At 65.6% G+C, this 17,827-nt stretch carries 16 protein-coding genes; 7 read left to right on the top strand and 9 right to left on the bottom strand.

What is annotated here, in order from left to right:
* Nucleotides 1-127 precede the first annotated feature (127 nt).
* The 5 genes from glmS to AC1C2O_RS07605 all read left to right on the top strand — a co-directional run bounded on the left by glmS (nt 128) and on the right by AC1C2O_RS07605 (nt 5,028).
* Complete coding sequence (gene glmS / locus AC1C2O_RS07625; protein ID WP_495429827.1) at nt 128-1,972, top strand: glutamine--fructose-6-phosphate transaminase (isomerizing); 1,845 nt, start codon at nt 128-130, stop codon at nt 1,970-1,972.
* Nucleotides 1,973-1,995: 23 nt separating this feature from the next.
* Nucleotides 1,996-2,373 carry a holo-ACP synthase gene (locus AC1C2O_RS07620; protein ID WP_495429826.1) on the top strand — a complete coding sequence of 126 codons (378 nt, stop codon included), beginning with the start codon at nt 1,996-1,998 and terminating at the stop codon, nt 2,371-2,373.
* The gene (gene alr, locus AC1C2O_RS07615; protein ID WP_495429825.1) at nt 2,370-3,476 is read left to right on the top strand and encodes an alanine racemase; all 1,107 of its coding nucleotides are present in this window, start codon (nt 2,370-2,372) and stop codon (nt 3,474-3,476) included. Before AC1C2O_RS07620 ends, alr begins: the two co-directional genes overlap by 4 nt.
* Nucleotides 3,473-3,958, top strand: a complete 486-nt coding sequence (tsaE, locus tag AC1C2O_RS07610; protein ID WP_495429824.1) for a tRNA (adenosine(37)-N6)-threonylcarbamoyltransferase complex ATPase subunit type 1 TsaE — start codon at nt 3,473-3,475, stop codon at nt 3,956-3,958. The genes alr and tsaE overlap by 4 nt, the downstream gene beginning before the upstream one ends.
* Nucleotides 3,959-4,191: 233 nt before the next feature.
* Nucleotides 4,192-5,028, top strand: a complete 837-nt coding sequence (locus AC1C2O_RS07605; RefSeq protein WP_495429823.1) for a response regulator transcription factor — start codon at nt 4,192-4,194, stop codon at nt 5,026-5,028.
* Nucleotides 5,029-5,035: 7 nt separating this feature from the next.
* On the opposite strand, the gene AC1C2O_RS07600 is transcribed toward AC1C2O_RS07605, so the two are convergent.
* Both AC1C2O_RS07600 and AC1C2O_RS07595 read right to left on the bottom strand, forming a co-directional pair.
* Nucleotides 5,036-6,568 carry a chitinase gene (locus AC1C2O_RS07600; RefSeq protein ID WP_495429822.1) on the bottom strand — a complete coding sequence of 511 codons (1,533 nt, stop codon included), beginning with the start codon at nt 6,566-6,568 and terminating at the stop codon, nt 5,036-5,038.
* Entirely contained in the window at nt 6,565-8,973 is a 2,409-nt protein-coding gene (locus AC1C2O_RS07595; RefSeq protein WP_495429821.1) for a glycosyltransferase family 2 protein, read from the bottom strand. Before AC1C2O_RS07595 ends, AC1C2O_RS07600 begins: the two co-directional genes overlap by 4 nt.
* A gap of 234 nt (nt 8,974-9,207) precedes the next feature.
* On the opposite strand from AC1C2O_RS07595, the gene AC1C2O_RS07590 reads away from it, so the two are divergent.
* Both AC1C2O_RS07590 and AC1C2O_RS07585 read left to right on the top strand, forming a co-directional pair.
* Nucleotides 9,208-10,806 (top strand): sensor histidine kinase, encoded by a 1,599-nt coding sequence (locus AC1C2O_RS07590; protein ID WP_495429820.1) that lies wholly within the window; start codon nt 9,208-9,210, stop codon nt 10,804-10,806.
* Nucleotides 10,803-11,942, top strand: a complete 1,140-nt coding sequence (locus tag AC1C2O_RS07585; protein WP_495429819.1) for a hypothetical protein — start codon at nt 10,803-10,805, stop codon at nt 11,940-11,942. Before AC1C2O_RS07590 ends, AC1C2O_RS07585 begins: the two co-directional genes overlap by 4 nt.
* Nucleotides 11,943-12,008: 66 nt before the next feature.
* On the opposite strand, the gene csrA is transcribed toward AC1C2O_RS07585, so the two are convergent.
* Genes csrA through AC1C2O_RS07550 form a run of 7 tightly spaced genes read right to left on the bottom strand, consistent with a single transcriptional unit; the run spans nt 12,009 to nt 17,825 of the window.
* A complete protein-coding gene (gene csrA, locus AC1C2O_RS07580; RefSeq protein ID WP_495429818.1) occupies nt 12,009-12,263 on the bottom strand; it encodes a carbon storage regulator CsrA in 255 nt (84 codons plus the stop codon).
* Between the two features lie 9 nt (nt 12,264-12,272).
* On the bottom strand, nt 12,273-14,375 hold the full coding sequence (locus AC1C2O_RS07575) for a flagellar biosynthesis protein FlhA (protein ID WP_495429817.1): 2,103 nt from the start codon (nt 14,373-14,375) through the stop codon (nt 12,273-12,275).
* Nucleotides 14,372-15,469: an EscU/YscU/HrcU family type III secretion system export apparatus switch protein gene (locus tag AC1C2O_RS07570; protein WP_495429816.1), complete on the bottom strand. Its 1,098-nt coding sequence runs from the start codon at nt 15,467-15,469 to the stop codon at nt 14,372-14,374. The genes AC1C2O_RS07575 and AC1C2O_RS07570 overlap by 4 nt, the downstream gene beginning before the upstream one ends.
* Nucleotides 15,466-16,227 (bottom strand): flagellar biosynthetic protein FliR, encoded by a 762-nt coding sequence (locus AC1C2O_RS07565; protein WP_495429815.1) that lies wholly within the window; start codon nt 16,225-16,227, stop codon nt 15,466-15,468. The genes AC1C2O_RS07570 and AC1C2O_RS07565 overlap by 4 nt, the downstream gene beginning before the upstream one ends.
* Before the next feature lies 1 nt (nt 16,228).
* Nucleotides 16,229-16,504: a flagellar biosynthesis protein FliQ gene (gene fliQ, locus AC1C2O_RS07560; protein ID WP_495429814.1), complete on the bottom strand. Its 276-nt coding sequence runs from the start codon at nt 16,502-16,504 to the stop codon at nt 16,229-16,231.
* Nucleotides 16,501-17,352: a flagellar type III secretion system pore protein FliP gene (fliP, locus tag AC1C2O_RS07555; RefSeq protein WP_495429813.1), complete on the bottom strand. Its 852-nt coding sequence runs from the start codon at nt 17,350-17,352 to the stop codon at nt 16,501-16,503. Before fliP ends, fliQ begins: the two co-directional genes overlap by 4 nt.
* Nucleotides 17,349-17,825: a FliO/MopB family protein gene (locus AC1C2O_RS07550; RefSeq protein ID WP_495429812.1), complete on the bottom strand. Its 477-nt coding sequence runs from the start codon at nt 17,823-17,825 to the stop codon at nt 17,349-17,351. Before AC1C2O_RS07550 ends, fliP begins: the two co-directional genes overlap by 4 nt.
* Nucleotides 17,826-17,827: the final 2 nt, after the last annotated feature.

Genomic DNA, 17,827 nt, shown 5'->3' with positions numbered 1-17,827 from the left:
TCGGGCGGGTGAGGTGGCGTTGGTTGTCGTGTCATGGTGGGGTGTGCGGCCATGTGCGACCCCTGGGCGTTGCGGGGACGCAGTTCGTTCAGAACCCTCGCAAATTTTCGGCCGTACCCTTGAGCGCATGTGTGGAATCGTCGGATACGTGGGCCCGCGCCCCAGCCAGGACATCCTAATCGCCGGCCTTGCCCGCCTCGAATATCGCGGTTATGACTCCGCTGGCGTCGCGATCATCGACGGCAACGGCGACCTCGGCATGCGCAAGAAAGCGGGCAAGCTCAGCATGCTGCGCGACTCGCTCGCTGAGTCCCCGCTCAATGACGGCAACACCGGTATCGGCCACACACGTTGGGCGACCCACGGTGGGCCCACCGACGTCAACGCGCACCCGCATCTTGCTGACGACGACAAGCTCGCCGTCATCCACAACGGCATCATCGAGAACTTCTCCGCGCTGCGCGAGGAACTGCTCGCCGCCGGCACCACCTTCCGCAGCGAGACCGACACCGAGGTCGCCGCGGCCCTGCTTGGCCGGGAGTACGCCAAGAGCGGCAACTTGCAGACCGCGTTCCAGGATGTCGTGAACCGTCTCGAGGGCGCTTTCACTCTTCTCGCGATGCACCAGGACCACCCCGGACTCGTCGTCGGCGCCCGCCGCAACTCGCCGCTGGTGATCGGCCTCGGCGAGGGGGAGAACTTCCTCGGCTCCGACGTCGCCGCCTTCGTCGAGCACACGCGCAAGGCGCTCGCCATCGGCCAGGATCAGATCGTCTCGATCACTCCTTCTGCGGTCACAGTCACCGACTTCGAAGGCAACCCGGTCGAGGCTGAGCCGTTCGAGGTCTCGTGGGATGCCGCCGCCGCCGAGAAGGGTGGCTGGTCTTCATTCATGGCGAAGGAAGTCTCCGAGCAGCCCGAGGCCGTCGCGAACACCATCCGCGGCCGCGTGCAGGACGGACAGGTCATCATTCCCGAGCTCGAGGGACTGGACGAGCTCTTCATCGGTATCAACCGTGTGATCATCACGGCGTGTGGCACGGCATCCTATGCAGCCCTCGTCGGCAAGTACGCGATCGAGCAGTGGGCCCGCATCGCGACCGACGTCGAGCTCGCGCACGAGTTCCGCTACCGCGACCCGGTAATCGGCGACGACACGCTCGTCATCTCGATCAGCCAGTCCGGCGAGACCATGGACACGCTGATGGCCGTCAAGTATGCCCGCGAGCGCGGCGCGCGCACCCTGTCGATCTGCAACACCCAGGGCGCGACGATTCCTCGCGAGTCGGACGCCGTGGTCTACACCCACGCCGGCCCCGAGGTTGCCGTCGCATCCACAAAGGCATTCTCCGCGCAGATCACCGCGCTGCTGCTGCTCGGCCTGCACATGGGTCGCGTGCGTTCGACGCTTCCTGCCGATTCAACGGATGTCGAGGAACTCACCACACTGCCCGAGAAGATCGCGCGCGTGCTGGCGGAAGAGCACGAGCACGTCTCGCAGCTGGCGAGCTGGATGGCCGACACCCGCTCGGTGCTGTTCCTCGGTCGTCACGTCGGCTACCCGATCGCGCTCGAGGGCGCGCTCAAGCTCAAGGAGATCTCGTACATCCACGCTGAGGGGTTCGCCGCTGGCGAGCTCAAGCACGGTCCGATCGCGCTGATCGAGCCGGGCCAGCCGGTGTTCGTGATCCTGCCGTCGCCGCGTCACTCGGCGCTGATCCACTCCAAGGTGGTCTCGAACATTCAGGAGATCCGGGCGCGTGGGGCTCGCGTGATCGCGATTGCCGAAGAGGGCGACGCCGCTGTGCTGCCGTTCGCCGACGAGGTCATCCGGATCCCGCTCGCGGGTGCGATGTTCGAGCCGCTTCTCACGGTCGTTCCGCTGCAGATCTTCGCCATGGCGCTGGCCACGGCAAAGGGCCTCGACGTGGACCAGCCACGCAACCTCGCGAAGTCCGTCACGGTCGAGTAGATCGGCCCGAGTAGGCTGGAACCGTGATTATCGGGACCGGCATCGACCTCGTCGACATTCCGCGGTTCGAGCGCACTGTGTCCCGAACCCCGCGGCTCTTGGAGCGACTTTTCGCACCGTCAGAGCGCACGCTCAGACTTCCTTCGCTCGCCGCACGCTATGCCGCGAAGGAAGCGTTGATCAAGGCGCTCGGCGGATCCGACGGGGTGCACTGGACTGAGATCGAGATCGCGTCAGAAGAGTCCGGCAGACCATATTTCAGGCTGTCGGGCACAACGGCCGACGTCGTGGAGCAGCGCGGCATCCTGCACCTGCACCTGACCATGTCGCACGATGCGGGTCTTGCCACGGCCTTCGTCGTCGCCGAAGGAGCACCGCGCGTCGCCGAGGGAGAATCATGACCGTTCCGTTCCGCGAGGCCACCATCGAGATGGATGCCATCGCCGACAACACCCGGCACATTCGCCGTCTCACCCGCGTCGAGGTCATCGCCGTCGTCAAGGCCAATGCTTACGGTCACGGCGCTGCGCCGGCTGCCGTGGCCGCGCTCTCGGGCGGTGCTACTCGGCTCGGTGTTGCCGAGATCGCCGAAGCACTCGATCTGCGGCGCCAGGGGATCAACGCTCCGATCATGGCGTGGTTGCACGAGCCGGGCCAGCGATTCGAGCTTGCCGCGGCCAACCGTATTGAGGTGGGTATCTCGTCCTTCGACCAGCTGGAAGCCGCCGGGGCTGCGGCCGGCGTCAATCAGCCCGTCAGCGTGCACCTCAAGCTCGAGACAGGTCTTTCTCGCAACGGAATCGCACCGAGCGACTGGAGTCGCATCTTCGCTGAGGCTGCGCGCCTGGAACGCATTGGTCGCCTGCGCATCGTCGGTCTCTTCAGCCATTTGTCGAACGCCTCGCCCGAGGACGACCGTGAAGCGCTCGCCCGGTTCAACGAGGGGGTGGATGCCGCAGCATCCGCTGGTATTCGCCCTGAGATCCGCCACATCGCCGCCACTGCCGCCGCGATCGACCTGCCCGAGACGCGCCTCGACGCCGTTCGTATCGGCATCGGGATCTACGGGCTGTCGCCGTTTGATGACCGCTCGTCGGCCGAGCTCGGGCTGCGACCGGCCATGACTCTGCGCGGTGCGGTTGCCGCCGTGCGACGCGTGCCCGCCGGTGCCGGCGTCTCGTATGGCTACGACCATCGCGCGAACCACGACACGACCCTCGCTCTGATTCCGCTGGGTTATGCCGACGGCGTCCCTCGTCAGGCATCCGGACGTGGTCCTGTCGTCATCAACGGCCATCGGTTTACGGTGGCGGGCCGCATCGCGATGGACCAGTTCGTTGTCGACGTTGGCGACACCCACGTCGCGGTGGGCGATGAGGTGGTGCTGTTCGGAGACCCGACTCTGGGCGCCCCGTCTGCCACCGAGTGGGCGAATGCGGCAGGCACCATCAACTACGAGATCGTCACGCGCATCGGAAACCGGGTGCCGCGGAGGAGCGCATGAGCGTCGATCCGGCTTTCCTCGGACGTCGCGAGATCGCGACCTCGGACGCCATGGAGCGGCTGGGCTTCGTTATCGGCGAACAGTTGGATGCCGGAGACCTGCTGGTGCTCACCGGACCCCTCGGGGCGGGCAAGACGACCTTCACGCGGGGGCTTGCCGAGGGACTCGGCGTGCGCGGACCCGTTCAGAGCCCGACCTTCGTCATCGCCCGGACGCATCCCTCACTCGTCGGACGCGCCCCGCTCGTGCACGTCGACGCTTATCGACTGGGATCGGCGGCGGAGCTCGACGATCTCGACGTCGATCTCGCGCGCTCGGTCGTCGTGGTCGAGTGGGGTCGCGAGATGGCGTCGTCGATCGCGGATTCCTGGTGGGATATCGAACTCGAGCGCCCGGTTGGCGTCGCCGATGACGGCGTCGCAGACGAAGACCTGGATGCTGATGCTCCGCGGGTCGTGACGATCGAGCACATCGAGCGCTGAGGGCGCGGCGCGAGGTGTCGCGGTTGGTCGCATTGCCGTGTGGGAGCGGCTATGTGCGACCCCTGCCGGTGGGTTGTGTGGGTGGTGTCGGCGCGAGGTGTCGCAGTTGGTCGGCGGAGCCGTGGGGGAGCGGCCATGCGCGACCCCTGCGGTAAGACACAGTTATACTTCCGGAAACGAGGAATGTGCGGCTTCGATGCGTGTCGCTTCCCGGAACGCCTGAGGGGGCTGCAATGAGCGTCACATCCGCGCGGCCAAAGGTGGCCGTGGTCATCGAAGACGATCCTGACGTTCGCAGTTTGCTCGATGCGGTGTTCCGCTCGGCCGGGTTCGAGGTGATTCTGACCGCCTCGGGGCTCGACGGCATCGCCGCGGTCGAGGAGCACGACCCTGCCATCACTACGGTCGACATCAACCTCCCCGGCATCGACGGGTTCGAGGTGGCCCGCCGAATCCGCAATGTCAGCTCGTCTTTCATCATGATGCTGTCCGCGCTCGCCGAGGAGTCCGATGTGGTCCTCGGGCTGAGCTCGGGTGCCGACGACTACGTGATCAAGCCGTTCCGCCCGCGTGAGCTGCGGGCGAGGATCGAAGCGCTGATGCGCCGCCCGCGAGTAGAGCACGCGCAGGCATTCGAAGCCTCCCAGATGGATGCCGGACCGGCGGTTCCCGCACGCAACCCGACGGCCACGTCGGCGATCCCGACGATCGACCCGAACAACCCTGCCGACCGCTGGGATTCGCATCGTGACATCGGCCTGAACCTTGCGACGCACACCGTGCTCGTTGCTCAGCAGGAGATCGAGCTCACCCCGACCGAGTTCGATCTGCTCGCGACTCTGCTCGAATCGAAGCGCCGGGTGCGCAGCAAGTCCGACCTCGCGCTTGTGCTGCGCGGCGAAGCCTTCGGCTCCTCTTCCCACTATGTCGGTGAGCCGGACAAACGCGTGATCGAGGCGCACATGGCGAACCTGCGACGCAAACTCGGCGACAACCCCGTCGATCCCCAATATATCGAGACCGTCCGCGGTGTCGGATACCGGCTCACGCCCGCAGATTCAGGGCTCTGACCGGCGATCACCCGACGACCTGCCAGGGCGACCGATCATGATCGGTGATCCCATCAGTGGGGTCTTCGCCCTGCGTCCACCATCCGGCCTCGAACGGCACACCGTCCACGACGACGCGGTCGCCCTCCTGATAGATCGTGTCGACGCTCCACTCCGGATAGGTCCCGCCCGGGACGGTCGGCAGCGTGAACGGTTCGTCATCCGGCATGACCGGACCCACAAGAACCCATGATGTCGAATCCGCGGTCTGGGTCGGGTCGTCAGGATCCGGGCCCCCACGAACCCACCATTTCGAGACGTACACGTAGCCGTTCCACACGACGCGCACCTCGCTCGAGTACGAGACGTCCTCGCTCCAGATCGGGTAAGGGCTGGTCTCCGGGTCGTCTGGAACCGGCTCGGATGCCGATGGTGCAGCAGCATCCGACGGCATCCCGTCGAAACCGGCGGCCAGGGCGCTCGTGAACGTCGTCGTGCCCTGGGCCACGCCGCTGCACGAGTCGGAGACCACTGACACATCGGGATAGTTCGGTCCGCACGTGCGGTCGCGATTGATCGACCACATCGACATGCGGGCAAGGTCGTGCTCCACGGCGAAAGTGTTCAGTTCTTCGGCATCGCCAAGAGTGAAGACCTCCGCGGCTACGTCGTTCTGGCCGATCATCGGAGTGGCGCCCATGACAGCCCACGCACCCGCTGACGGCAGCCCGATCCGCATCTCGCGGTAGAGCGAGGTCAGCTGATCGTGCACGGCGTTGAGCGCGCCGATCGAGACCTCGGCCATGCTCCGATCGTCCAGATCGGTACCGTAATCCATCGTCATCGCGTTGATGCCGGTCAGCTCGACGCCTGCCTCCAGCAGCACCCGGACGGCATCCCTGCCGGTATCCGTGAAACCATCGGGCGCCACCGGCAGAGTCACCCAGACATCCAGAGCGCCACCGTCGGCCTCACGCTGACGCTGCAGCTCAGCGATGGCCGTTGCGCGGCGCGCGCCGGCGACGGTATCGGTCAGGTTGGCGCCCTCTAGATCCAGGTCGATCGTCGTCACCGAGTAGCGATCGAGCACAGCCGCGTAGGCATCCACCAGGTCAGACGTCGACGTGCACGCCACAGCGAGCTCGGTGTTCAGCGCACCACCGAACGACACTGCGACATGCGCGCCGTCACGACGCATCCCATCGACGCGTCGGTCGAGGTCGAGATCCTCACCGGCATCCGCGAGGTTGTAGTATCCGCCCCAGGATGGAGTGCAGTCCGTGGCAGATGCCGCGACGATGAACGCCAGCACAACAGTGTTGTCGCTGCCGTTGCCGCTGGTGGCCCTGGCCGTGACGTCGGCAGCGGTGACGTCGAAGTACCCGCCGAACCACTGCGGGCCGGCCGTCTGAGTCACCGCCGGGGCGCTCTCGGCGAGGTAAGCAGGTACGCCGATCGCGCCGGCGAGCACCGCCACGGCTGCGCCGACCCCGATCAGCACCCGCCATGGTGACAGCCGCTTGTGGGGATGACGGCCACTGGTACTTGGGGTGCGCGTCATGAATGCACCCCTGCCAACTCAGGCTCGCGCGGCTCGGCTGGCTCTGCCATCTCTGCCATCCTCGGCGGCGATTCGACGGTCTCACGGGCGGCCTTGGCCCCAGGTGTGCCGGGTGCCGGATGGCCCTCATGCAGCATCGTGCGCCAATCCGGGGTGGTCTTGGTGGGCTCCTCATCGCGCTCCGGGCGCTCGATATCGACCCACATCCAGTCGGTCAGCCCGATCCACGTGTCGACGATCGCACCGCGGATGCCGACGTTCTCCAGGAACGCCCAGGTCGCGCAGACGGCGTTGAAGCTCGAGAATCCGAGCGTCCACCACGACCCGTCCAGGTAGCTGCGCCACGCGACGAACACCGAGTACGCGATGATCGCGACCGGCGCGACGATGTACAACAGCGGCGAGCTCGTGCGGTCCTTGACCTTTGGGGTACGGGCAAAGGGGATCTTCCGACCGGTCATGCCCTGCTGCAGAGACTTGAGCACGCCGGCCAGATTTACCGGCAGCAGGATCAGGTTGAAGCCGTAGATCCGAAAGATGTCGCTTCTCTTGTACCCGGAATAGTGCAGGTCGCTGGCCATTGCAATGAAGTATGGCAACGCTCCGATCAGGATCAATGGGCTCACGAGCCTGCTGTCATAGGGATACACCAGCAGGAAGATCAGACCGAAACTCGCCCAGGCGATGGATGCCATGTAGTTCATGCGGAGCGCGACCTCCGCGCTCGCGAGAGGTTTGTGCTGCCGTCGGGCCTCACGCATCTGACGCCACATCTTCGGCAGGATCAGCAGACCACCGTTCGCCCAGCGCCGACGCTGGACGATCAGAGAACCCCAGTCCGGGGGTGTGGCGCTGTAGCTCAGCCGCTCGGGGTAGTTCACGAGCTTCCAGCCATGCACGGTGAGGTCCACGCTGGATTCGGTGTCTTCGATGACCGTGCGATCCTGCACATACCGGCGCACTTCGAAGCCGTTGATGGTCTCGATCTCGAGGATGTCGTCGAGAGCCTCCATGCGGATCACCGCGTTCGCACCGACCCAGAACGTCGCGTTGTAGCGGGTCATGCCCTGGTGCAGGATGTGCTGCACGTCGGTCGTCGCGCCGGCGAGGCGCTCGATGCGCGTCGGGGAGCCGCGGAACGACGAGTACGGCGTCTGAGTCACCGCGACCCTTGCGTTCTCCGGTTGCTCGAGGAAGTGCACGAGACGCAGACAGTAATCGCGCAGCAGCACCGAATCGGCATCGAGCGTGAGCACGAAGTCCGAGTACGGGATGTCGAGATCTGCGTGCGCGCCGCTCGCTGCGGGGCGGATCAGGATGCCGTCGGGCGTGACATGCTCGACGAATCGTCCACCGAGCAGACCGATGTACGCGTTCAGGTTCATCGCCTTGTTCGCCTCATGAGACAGCGATGCGTAGCGCTTGCGTTCAAAGGTGGTCAGCTCTGCGGAGAAGATCCACACCAGTCGGCGATACAGCTCGTGTATGCGTTCGAGCGACGGTGCGGCATCCTCCTCGCAGGTGTCGGTGGCATCGTCACTGGCATCCTCATCGGCATCCTCATCGGCATCCTCGAGGGCGATCTCGGCGGCGGCCATCTCCAAGGCGATCGATGTCGATTCCAGGTCCTCTGCAAGGCCGAGCAGAATCTCGTCGGCGAAGAAGTCGTCGACGTGGTCTTCGCGCGGCTCTGCGGCAGCGAAGGTACGCAACCAGCCGACGGCGCCCTGGTACTGATCGATCAGGTCCCCGAGCGCATATGAGGCCTGTCCCGGCAGCGTCATGTCTTCCTCGAAGGAAGCCAGGGCCGCAACGAAACGCTCACGCGGTTCCTCGAGGGCAGCGGCGATATTGGCGGCAATGGCGCGCGTGGTGTTCAGCTTTTCGAGAGTGTCCGGATCGGCGGGGAAGGGGTTGTCATCGATAAGTAGCACGACCCGCATCTCCGGGTATTCCTGGAGGGCTGCCGACCACAGCGTCTTGTGGACCACGGCGGGTTCCTCGTCGTAGGACGGCACGAGCACGGTAAGCGGGCGGTGGTCATGCGCGAAGTGGCGGTCAAGTTCGGCGCGGGCAGCGCGGCTGTGCGAACGGAACCGCTGGAATGCGCCGCTCCTGGCAAGCAGGTACATCAGCGCCGAGAACATCAGGAAGGAAACGACTATGACATAGGAAACCCCCTCGATCATGCGCCAGGGCGTGCCGAACGCACCCGAGAAGAACAGCGTCAGGGAGATGCTCAAGACGTACAGCGCCCACATCGCGATCGTCAGCCAGATCGCGACGCGTGCGAGGATCAGCTTCCGCGTCGACGGTCGGTCGTGCACTGCGGGCAGCGGAAGTCGTGCCTTCTCGGTGCCCCACTGGCCGCGGCGCCGTGTTGGCGTGTCGCTTGTATCGCGCATTTTCCGCATTTTCCTTGGCTTCAGTGGCGCGCTTATGGTCCTGCTCATCCTGTCCCTCTCCATTGAGGCCGCGGCATCCCCATGCCGCGGCCTCAGTGCAGTATCCCCATACTGCGTCCTCAGTCCCCACTCAGGATGCTAGGACGTGTCGGATGCTTCTGGGACGGCTCGGGGCGCTTCTTTGTGTAATCTTGCGGCAGACTTGAGCATTGGCCACAGGGAGAGTGAAGACGCATGATCCGGACGCCGTCAATCTGGCGCTGGCAGCTGATCTTCACGGGCAGCATGGTCGCCATTGCAGTAATGATCGTGGCATTCAAGCCGACGACGTTTGCGAGTCCGCTCGTGATCGTTGGGTTCGCGCTGGTAGTGCTGGTCACTCTGGCGACGCTCATGATCCCGTGGGATCGGATGCCACACAACGCCGTCGTCGCCTTGCCGATGCTTGACGCGTTGGCGATCGGTTTCACGACGAATGCTCCAGACATCCGACTCGGGTTCCTGTGGGTGTTCCCGGTGACCTGGCTCGCAACATATTTCACGCTGCCATGGGTGTTCGTAGGGGTTGGTTTCATCTGCGTCTGCCTCGTCGCGTTCAGCAGCCACGCCGGACAGCCAGCGGAGACGATTCTGCGCGTGCTCGTCGTCATCGTGACGCTGAGCTTCCTTGGGACGACAGTCTCGGTCGGGATGCAGCGCTCGCGCGCCGCGCGGCGACTGCTGCAACGGCAGTCCGAACAGGTCAACCGCACGGCCCTGCGTGCCGAGACGCACGAGCAGCGGGTCACACAAATTATCGATGCGCTCGACACTGCACTGATTGCTGTGAGCGCCGACGGCACGATCCAGCGAATGAATGACGCCTACCGGGCGTTGTACGGTCGCGACAGGTTCGGCGCGGCATTGCCCGCACCCGCCGTCGAATACGACGATCGACGTGGTGAACCTCTGCCGCCGGATCGAACGCCGCTCGCCCGTGCTGCCCATGGCGAGAAGCTGAACGCTGAACGCGTGTGGCTGTACGACAGTGAGGGACAGTGGCGGGCGCTACATGTGAGCACCAGCCCTCTCGCGAGCAACGTGGACGGGCAGCGCACGGTGCTCGTGATCATCGACGACGTCACCGCTGCGCTGGAGGCCGTAGAGGAACGGCGCGCGGTCGCCGCCATCGTCTCGCATGAGCTGCGCAATCCGCTCACCGCCATCATCGGTCACGTCGACCTGCTGCGAGAGCGTGACGACCTGTCGCCGCAGGTGTACGAGCAGCTCGCTGTCATCGCGAACGCGGGCGAGCGCATGGAGAGGCTCGTGGCGACCGCGTTGGATGAGACACGTCCCGAACAGGCCGCGCTCTCGGAGCCGGTCGATCTTCGACAGATCGTCGATGCGTCTGCGGCGAGTTACCGCCCGATCGCGACGAACCAAGGCCAGAGTCTGACGGTGGGGGGAGCTGGCACCCTTCTGATCTACGGCGATGCGTTCCGTCTGCGGCAGGTGGTAGATAACCTCCTCAGCAACGCTGTGAAATACACTCCGGCAGGCGGGGCGATCACTGTAGATCTCGGCGTCGCTCAGGACGCTTGGGCGGAGATCACGATCGAGGACGACGGATTGGGGATGTCGCGGGACGATCTGGCTCGGCTGTTCGAACCGTATTTCCGATCGGACGAAGCCAAGCTCAGCGGTATCCCCGGCACCGGATTGGGAATGGGGATCGTGCACGGCATCGTCGCCGCCCACGAAGGTACCATCGACGTCACCAGCACACCGGGGGAAGGAACCCGCGTCGCGATGCGGTTCCCACGGCGACCGAGCAGGAGGGAGTCATCATGATCGCACGCGCAGCGGAGGCGACGATCAGCACCGACCTTTCGACGAGCATGGCCGCGGTCGTGACCCTGGTCACGGTCATCGTGATCGGGCTCACCACCCTCGCGAGACCCAGCCGCGCTTCGGTCGTGTGGGGCATGGCCTTCGGCCTCGGGATGCTTGGAACATACGTGTGGGTCGCTGCGCAACAGCTGGATTCCCGGTCCCTCCAGGCCGTGGCATCAGGGTTGATGCTCTGTTTCGAGCCGCTGGTATGGCTGGGGCTGCGCTTGCACTTCGGAAAGCGACCGATTTGGTGGCCGGTGATCGCCTTCGTGGTGATCGGACCGAGCATCCTCGGCGTCAGTACCGGGACGCCGTTCTTTCAGGTGAGCTTCCTCGTCGTGTTCCTGCTCGCCGGAGTCTTCGCCGCGCTGATCGCGGTCGAGCTGTTTCGAACCAGGGGCCCGCAGCGCGACATCACCCTTCCGCTCGCACTCGCTTCCTGCGCGTTCGCGGTCGTCGCTCTCGTAGGGGGCGTCTTTGCGCTGTTCGGGAGCGGGATGAGTGCAGACTCGCAGCTCGACGTGCTGCGTGAGGTGAACGGGATCGGAACGCTGGTTACGAGCATCTGCGGAGCCTTCACAATCGTGCTGCTGGTCCGCGCCGACGGGCCAGCCAACGCCGCGGGTTCCGGTGACGGCATCCGCGCCCGCCGCAGGCTCGCGAAGGCGCAGGCGCAGGGAGATCAGGCTTGGGCGATTCTGGACGTGCGTCTGGATGATCCGGACGATCTGCGGGAGGCATCCACCGGAGCGGGGTTCGCGCTACTCGTCGATCGGTTCCATGAGGACATCATGGATACCCTTCCGGCCTCGGCCGATGCCGACAGGGTCGCGAACAACCGCAGCATCGTCATCATCCATGGCAGCGAGGAGGCGGTGCAGCACCATATTCGAGCGGTTCTGAGGAGGATCTCCGCCATCGGGGACGACAAACCGCTCGCGACGATGAGGCTGTCCGCGAGCATCGGATGGGCGAGCGTCGGCGTTGTGGGATACGACTACGACGATCTCGTCGCGGCAGCGGGGACGGCCGCGCTGCGTGCGCGTGAAATGGGCGGTGACCGCTGGGAGCGTGTGAAGCCGGTCACGGCCTAGGTGACGTCACCGGCACACGGGTCGTGACGATCGAGCGCTGAGGGCGCTGAGGGCGCTGAGTGCGGGCTAAGGAGCGGTCGATCTGGCGCGCTCGAGCGCTTCGACGATCGCACTCTCAGCGACACCGGCAGCGCCGGAGTCGGCAGCCGCTGAGGCGTTCTCCTCGCCAACGGCCTTGACGATCTCGGAACGCTGTATGCGTGTCTCGCGCGGCGCCTGAACGCCGATCCGCACGCTGTCGCCTTTGACGTCGAGAACCGTTACCTCGATCTCACCGCCGATCAGCACGCTCTCGCCGATCCGCCTCGTCAACACCAGCATCAGATCAGCCTACTGTGTCGCGGCATGAGAGCCGGCACCCAAGGGGATCGTCACACCTGCCACTGCGCCGGCCGGCGCAGGCAGAGCTGCCGTGTCGCGGACCACCCCGATGGTCTCGATCGTGAGCGTCGAGGACGTCGCCTCGGTGTACGACAGCACCGGCAGCCCGTCCGTCTGCGCCGACACGAGTCGGCGAACGGCAGAACGCAGCGTCGGCGCGCACACCAGCACCGGCTCGCCACCGTCGCCGGCCCCGGCCACCGCCTGCTTCACGGATTTGATGACGGCCTCGAGCCGCTGCGGGTCGAACACGATCTGGGTGCCCTCCTCGCCTGTGCGAATGCTCTCCAGCATCGACTGCTCGAGCAGCGGGTTGATCATGATCACGCGCAGCGTGCCGGCTTCCGCGAAGCGCGCGGCGATCGCCGGCCCCAGCGCCGCACGTGCGACCTCGATCAGTCCGTCCGGTTCGGTCGATACCTTGGCGCGCAGCGCGAGAGCCTCGTAGATCCGGCTGAGGTCGTTGATCGGCACTCTCTCGGCCAGCAGTCCCTGCAGCACCCGCTGAATTTCGGCCAGCGACAACAGCGCGGGGGTGAGCTCCTCGACGGCCGCGGGCGAGACCTGCTTGAGCGCGTCGGTGAGTTGGCGAACGTCCTCCCGGCTCAGCAGACGTGCGGCCCCGGACTGGATGACGCTCGAAAGGTGGGTGATGATCACACTCGCCCGATCGATGACGGTGGCACCGGCGAGCTCCGCGCTGTGCCGCATCTCGGCGGGGATCCACTTGCCCTCCAGGCCGAAGACCGGGTCCACTCCTGCCACACCGGGCAGTGTGTCCAGCCCTTGACCGAGCGCGAGCACGGATCCGGACGGAGCTGTTCCTCGTCCGGCCTCCACGCCGGCGATCCGGATCGCATACGTCGACAGGGGCAGTTCGATGCTGTCGCGCGTTCGCACCGGAGGAACGACCAGGCCCAGATCGAGCGCGATCCGGCGTCGCAGGGTCTTCACCCGTGCGAGCAGATCGTCCGGGCCGCCGGTGACCAGATCGACGATGTTCGGGGCCAGCAGGATCTCGAGGGCGTGCACCCGCATCTTCTCGATGAGCTCCTCAGGGTTCTCGGATACTGGTGCAGTCTGCGTCTGTGCCTGCACCACCGCCTCCTCCCGCACCTGCGAGGCCTTGATCCGCTGCCCGGCGAACAGCAGCAGGGCTCCGATCGCGACGAACGGCAGCACCGGCATCCCCGGGATCAACGCCATCACGATGGCCGCGCAGCCCGCGATGTTCAGAGCCATGCGACTCTGGCCGAGCTGGGCAGTTGCTTCCTGCCCCATCTCGCTCTCCGCGTTAGAGCGGGTGACGATCATGCCGGTCGACACGGCCATCAGCAGTGCGGGGATCTGCGTGACGAGGCCATCGCCGATCGTGAGCAGGCTGTACGTGCTCACGGCCTCTTCGATCGACATCCCGTGCGAGACGATGCCGATCGCGATGCCGCCGATGATGTTGATGATGATGATCACCAGGCCGGCGATCGCGTCACCCTTGACGAACTTCGATGCGCCGTCCATCGCGCCATAGAAGTCCGCCTCTGCGGCGACCTCGGCGCGACGCTCGCGCGCCTGCACGTCGGTGATGAGCCCGGCGTTGAGATCGGCGTCGATCGCCATCTGCTTTCCGGGCATGGCATCCAGCGTGAATCGCGCACCGACCTCGGCGACGCGCTCTGCACCCTTGGTGACGACGACGAACTGGATCACGACGAGGATCAGGAACACCACGCCGCCGATGATCAGCGAGCCGCCGACCGCGATCGCGCCGAACGCCTCGATCACCTGTCCGGCGTAGGCCTCGCCGAGGACGAGCCGTGTCGAGGCGACGTTCAGGCCGAGTCGGAACAGCGTCCCCACCAGCAGCAGCGAGGGGAACACCGAGAAGTCCAGTGGCTTCTTCACGAACATCGTCGTCAGTAGGATCACGAGCGCGAACATGATGTTCAGGATGATGAGAACATCCAGCAGTGCCGGCGGGATCGGAACCACCAGCAGCATGATGATGCCGACGACGCCTACCGGCACCGCCAGCTTGCTCAGCACGGACTTCATACGGTCCTCCTCTGGGGAAGGGAATGGATGCCGCGCGCAGATCCGCGTCGGCGAAGCGTGTCGACGAACACCAGTACCCGGGCGACGGCGTTGTAAAGGTCTTCAGGAATCTCCTGGCCGAGCTCACACGCGGCGTGCAGCGCGCGAGCGAGTGGGATGTCGCGCACCATCGGGACGCCAGCCTCTGCGGCCTTCTCACGGATGCGATCGGCAATGATGCCGCTGCCCTTCGCGACGACCTTGGGGGCGGAGCGCCCCGGCTCGTAGCGGAGTGCGACGGCCACGTGCGTAGGGTTCACGAGGACGACATCGCTGCCGGCGACGGCGGAGATCATGCGGTTCCGGCTCATCGCGAGCTGACGGGAGCGTCGCTGCTGGCGGATCAGAGGATCGCCCTCGCTGCTCTTGCTCTCGTCGCGCACCTCGCGCTTGGTCATTCGGGTGTGCTTCTTATTACGGCGCATGACGACGAACACGTCGATCACCGCCAGAGCGATCCCCACGACGATCGCCGTCTGCAGCAGCGCACCGGTGCCGTCCGCGGCCGTCCCGAGAAGCCTGCTGATCGAGTGTGCTCCGCTGGCGGACAGCACCGGTATCAGGCCGGAGATCACGATCCACAGCGCGATTCCGATGGCCGCGGTCTTCAGCAGCGCTTTGACGCCTTCCCACAGGGCCTGCATCCCGAATACCCGGCGGATGCCGGAGACGATGTTGAACTGCTCGAATCGTCCGGAGAGTTTGCGCACGTGCACTCCGCCCTGCACCGCGGCGCCCAGCAGAGTGACGATGGCGACCGTGGCGAGCATGGCGCCGAGAGTGGGTAGCACCGAGGCCAGTCCTCGCCCGAGGGCATCGAGCGCTGAGGTGGTGCTGGGGGCCTTGGCGATTGCGGTCATCGTGATGAGCTGCTCGGTCCCGGCCGACGTCCCCAGCGCGATCGTCGCTGGCATTCCGATCGCCGCCGCGCCGATTCCGAGCCAGGCGGTCAGATCCTGGCTTCGGGAGATTCGTCCCTTCTGCCTGGCTTCCTTCAGGTGCCGGTCGGTGGCTTGCTCGCTGCGTTCACTGCTGTCGCTGTTGCTGTTGCTCATTCGCTCACCCCCCGCATCATCTTGAAGGCCGTTGAGGAGAGCGCGTCGACGATGCCGGGAAGGGCGACGTACACCAGTCCTGCGAGCATCAGAGTGAGCAGGATCTTCACCGGGAAGCCCATCGCGAACGCGTTCAGTGCGGGGGCGACGCGCGTGATGAGACCAAGGCCGACGTCGGCGAGAAATAGGACCAGCACAAGGGGGCCGGCGATCTGCACGGCAGCCAGCACCATCTGTGAGACGCCTTCGACGAGGATCCGCGCCGGATCGGCGATCTCGAATAGGCCATTGACCGGCACGGCCTCGAAACTGCGGGCGAGTCCAGCGATGATCAGCTGATAGCCGCCGGAGGCGAACAGCAGCGTGATCGCCGTGAGGTGGAACAGGCGGGTGAACTGGGCGCCGTTGACCTGTGATGCCGGATCGAACGCCTGCGCGAGCTGGAAACCGCCGAACACGTCGATCAGGCTGCCGGCAGCCTGAACGGCAGAGAAGCACAGCATCACGAGGAAGCCCAGCAGCGCCCCGGTGAGCACCTGCACAGTCAGTGCGCCGAAGAACGCCGCGGTCTCCAGATTCTGATATCCGGGCGCCACCGTTGACCCCATAGCCAGTGCCAGGCCCACTGCGAGCATCGCCTTGACTCTGGCCGGGATGGCGCCGTACGAGAAGGGCGGCGCGATCACGAGGAAAGCGGTGATCCGTACGGCTGCCAGCATCGTCGCCTCCAGCCAGGCGAAGTCAACGGGGATGTGCACGTCATCCCCCGCTCAGCAGCATCGGGATGCGGTCGAACATCTCGTGCGTGAACGCGATGATCTCGGCGATCATCCAGTTTCCACAGACGAGAAGCGCGATGCCGACGGCGACGATCTTCGGAACGAACGAGAGCGTCACCTCCTGCACCTGCGTGATCGACTGCAGCAGCGAGATCGCGAAGCCGACCACCAGTGCGGTGATCAGGATCGGGGCCGCGAGCTTCGCGGCGATCAGCAGCCCCTGCGCTCCGATGTCGAGCACGGCCTCCGGGCTCATCCGACACCCCCGTAGCTTTCCAGCAACGACCGGATTATGAGGCCCCAGCCATCGACGAGGATGAACAGCAGGATCTTGAACGGCAGCGAGATCATCACTGGCGGCAGCATCATCATGCCCATCGACATCAGTGCAGCGGCCACGACGATGTCGATCACAAGGAACGGCACGAAGATGACGAACCCGATGATGAACGCGGCCCGCAGCTCGGAGAGCATGAACGCGGGGATCAGCATGTACAGGGGCACGCTCGCCGCGTCCGCCGGGTTCGCGTCTCCTGCCGCACGGGCCATCAGGGCGAGATCCTCCTCGCGCGTGAAGGCCAGCATCCATTCCTTCAACGGCGCCTGGCCGATGTCTACGGCCTGAGCGAAGCTCAGCGAGCCGTCAATATACGGCTGCACCGCGATCGTGTTGATATCGGTGAGCACCGGCCACATGATGAAAATCGACAGGAACAGCGACAGCCCTGCGAGCACCTGGTTCGGCGGGATGGTCGGCAACGAGAGAGCATTGCGGGTCATCGCCAGCACCACGAAGATCTTCGTGAACGACGACATCATCAGCAGCAGTGCCGGCACGATCGACAGCAGCGTGATGCCCAGAAGAGTGAGGATGGATGTCGACGGCGAGCCGTCCACACCGTTGATGTCGATCGTGATGCCTTCGGAGTCCTCCGCCGGATCGGCCGGATCCGTCGGGGCCATCGGCACGTCGGCGGTGACCGGAGCGGCGTGCGCCGGCGACTGGATCAGCAGCGTGATCACCGCGACCACGAGCAGCACGGCGGCGATCAGTACGACCCAGCGCAGAGCGCGACCGCGGGCCACCGAGGACGAAGCGCTCATCGTGCGCGCCGGATGGCCTCGGCCGTCTGGCGCCAGGTGCTGGGGGAGAGGATAGAACCGTGCAGAGCATCGTTGCGGTGGCGCACGCGCAGGCGCTGCGGCGGTACGTCTTCGGCAGCGGATGCGGCGAGCGCCTGGTCGAAGTCGTGAACCGGAGACTGCTGCCCGTCCTGCCACGTCTGTGTGCTCTCCTGCGTGAGGAGGTTCTGCTCCGCTGCGCTTCCCACCGGGATGTTCGTCGAACGGCGGTCCGCCGCCGGCAGACGATCGACGACGTTTACACCGTGTTCGGTGACGCCGAGCACGTAGCGGGCATCCTCGGTCTGCACGATCACGAGCTGCGCTTTGGCGCCGAGGCCCTGACGGCCCAGCACTGTGATCGTCTCGGCGTCGCGCTTGCGTGCCGTGCTGCGCGACAGTCGCCGTTGCAGGTACCAGAGCAGACCGAGCACCGCCGCCAGGGAGACGGCCACGC

Source organism: Microbacterium sp. Y355 (assembly GCF_059445345.1).
The sequence above is the reverse complement of the archived record's forward strand: the minus strand, read 5'-3'. Positions and strand labels throughout refer to the sequence as shown.

What these genes read in the sequence shown, in the direction of transcription:
- AC1C2O_RS07595 (WP_495429821.1), bottom strand. Translation starts at nt 8,973, where the DNA reads ATGCGCGATACAAGCGACACGCCAACACGGCGCCGCGGCCAGTGGGGC.
- AC1C2O_RS07575 (WP_495429817.1), bottom strand. Translation starts at nt 14,375, where the DNA reads ATGAAGTCCGTGCTGAGCAAGCTGGCGGTGCCGGTAGGCGTCGTCGGC.
- alr (WP_495429825.1), top strand. Translation starts at nt 2,370, where the DNA reads ATGACCGTTCCGTTCCGCGAGGCCACCATCGAGATGGATGCCATCGCC.
- AC1C2O_RS07600 (WP_495429822.1), bottom strand. Translation starts at nt 6,568, where the DNA reads ATGACGCGCACCCCAAGTACCAGTGGCCGTCATCCCCACAAGCGGCTG.
- AC1C2O_RS07585 (WP_495429819.1), top strand. Translation starts at nt 10,803, where the DNA reads ATGATCGCACGCGCAGCGGAGGCGACGATCAGCACCGACCTTTCGACG.
- tsaE (WP_495429824.1), top strand. Translation starts at nt 3,473, where the DNA reads ATGAGCGTCGATCCGGCTTTCCTCGGACGTCGCGAGATCGCGACCTCG.
- AC1C2O_RS07605 (WP_495429823.1), top strand. Translation starts at nt 4,192, where the DNA reads ATGAGCGTCACATCCGCGCGGCCAAAGGTGGCCGTGGTCATCGAAGAC.
- glmS (WP_495429827.1), top strand. Translation starts at nt 128, where the DNA reads ATGTGTGGAATCGTCGGATACGTGGGCCCGCGCCCCAGCCAGGACATC.
- csrA (WP_495429818.1), bottom strand. Translation starts at nt 12,263, where the DNA reads ATGCTGGTGTTGACGAGGCGGATCGGCGAGAGCGTGCTGATCGGCGGT.
- AC1C2O_RS07590 (WP_495429820.1), top strand. Translation starts at nt 9,208, where the DNA reads ATGATCCGGACGCCGTCAATCTGGCGCTGGCAGCTGATCTTCACGGGC.
- fliQ (WP_495429814.1), bottom strand. Translation starts at nt 16,504, where the DNA reads ATGAGCCCGGAGGCCGTGCTCGACATCGGAGCGCAGGGGCTGCTGATC.
- AC1C2O_RS07570 (WP_495429816.1), bottom strand. Translation starts at nt 15,469, where the DNA reads ATGAGCAACAGCAACAGCGACAGCAGTGAACGCAGCGAGCAAGCCACC.
- fliP (WP_495429813.1), bottom strand. Translation starts at nt 17,352, where the DNA reads ATGAGCGCTTCGTCCTCGGTGGCCCGCGGTCGCGCTCTGCGCTGGGTC.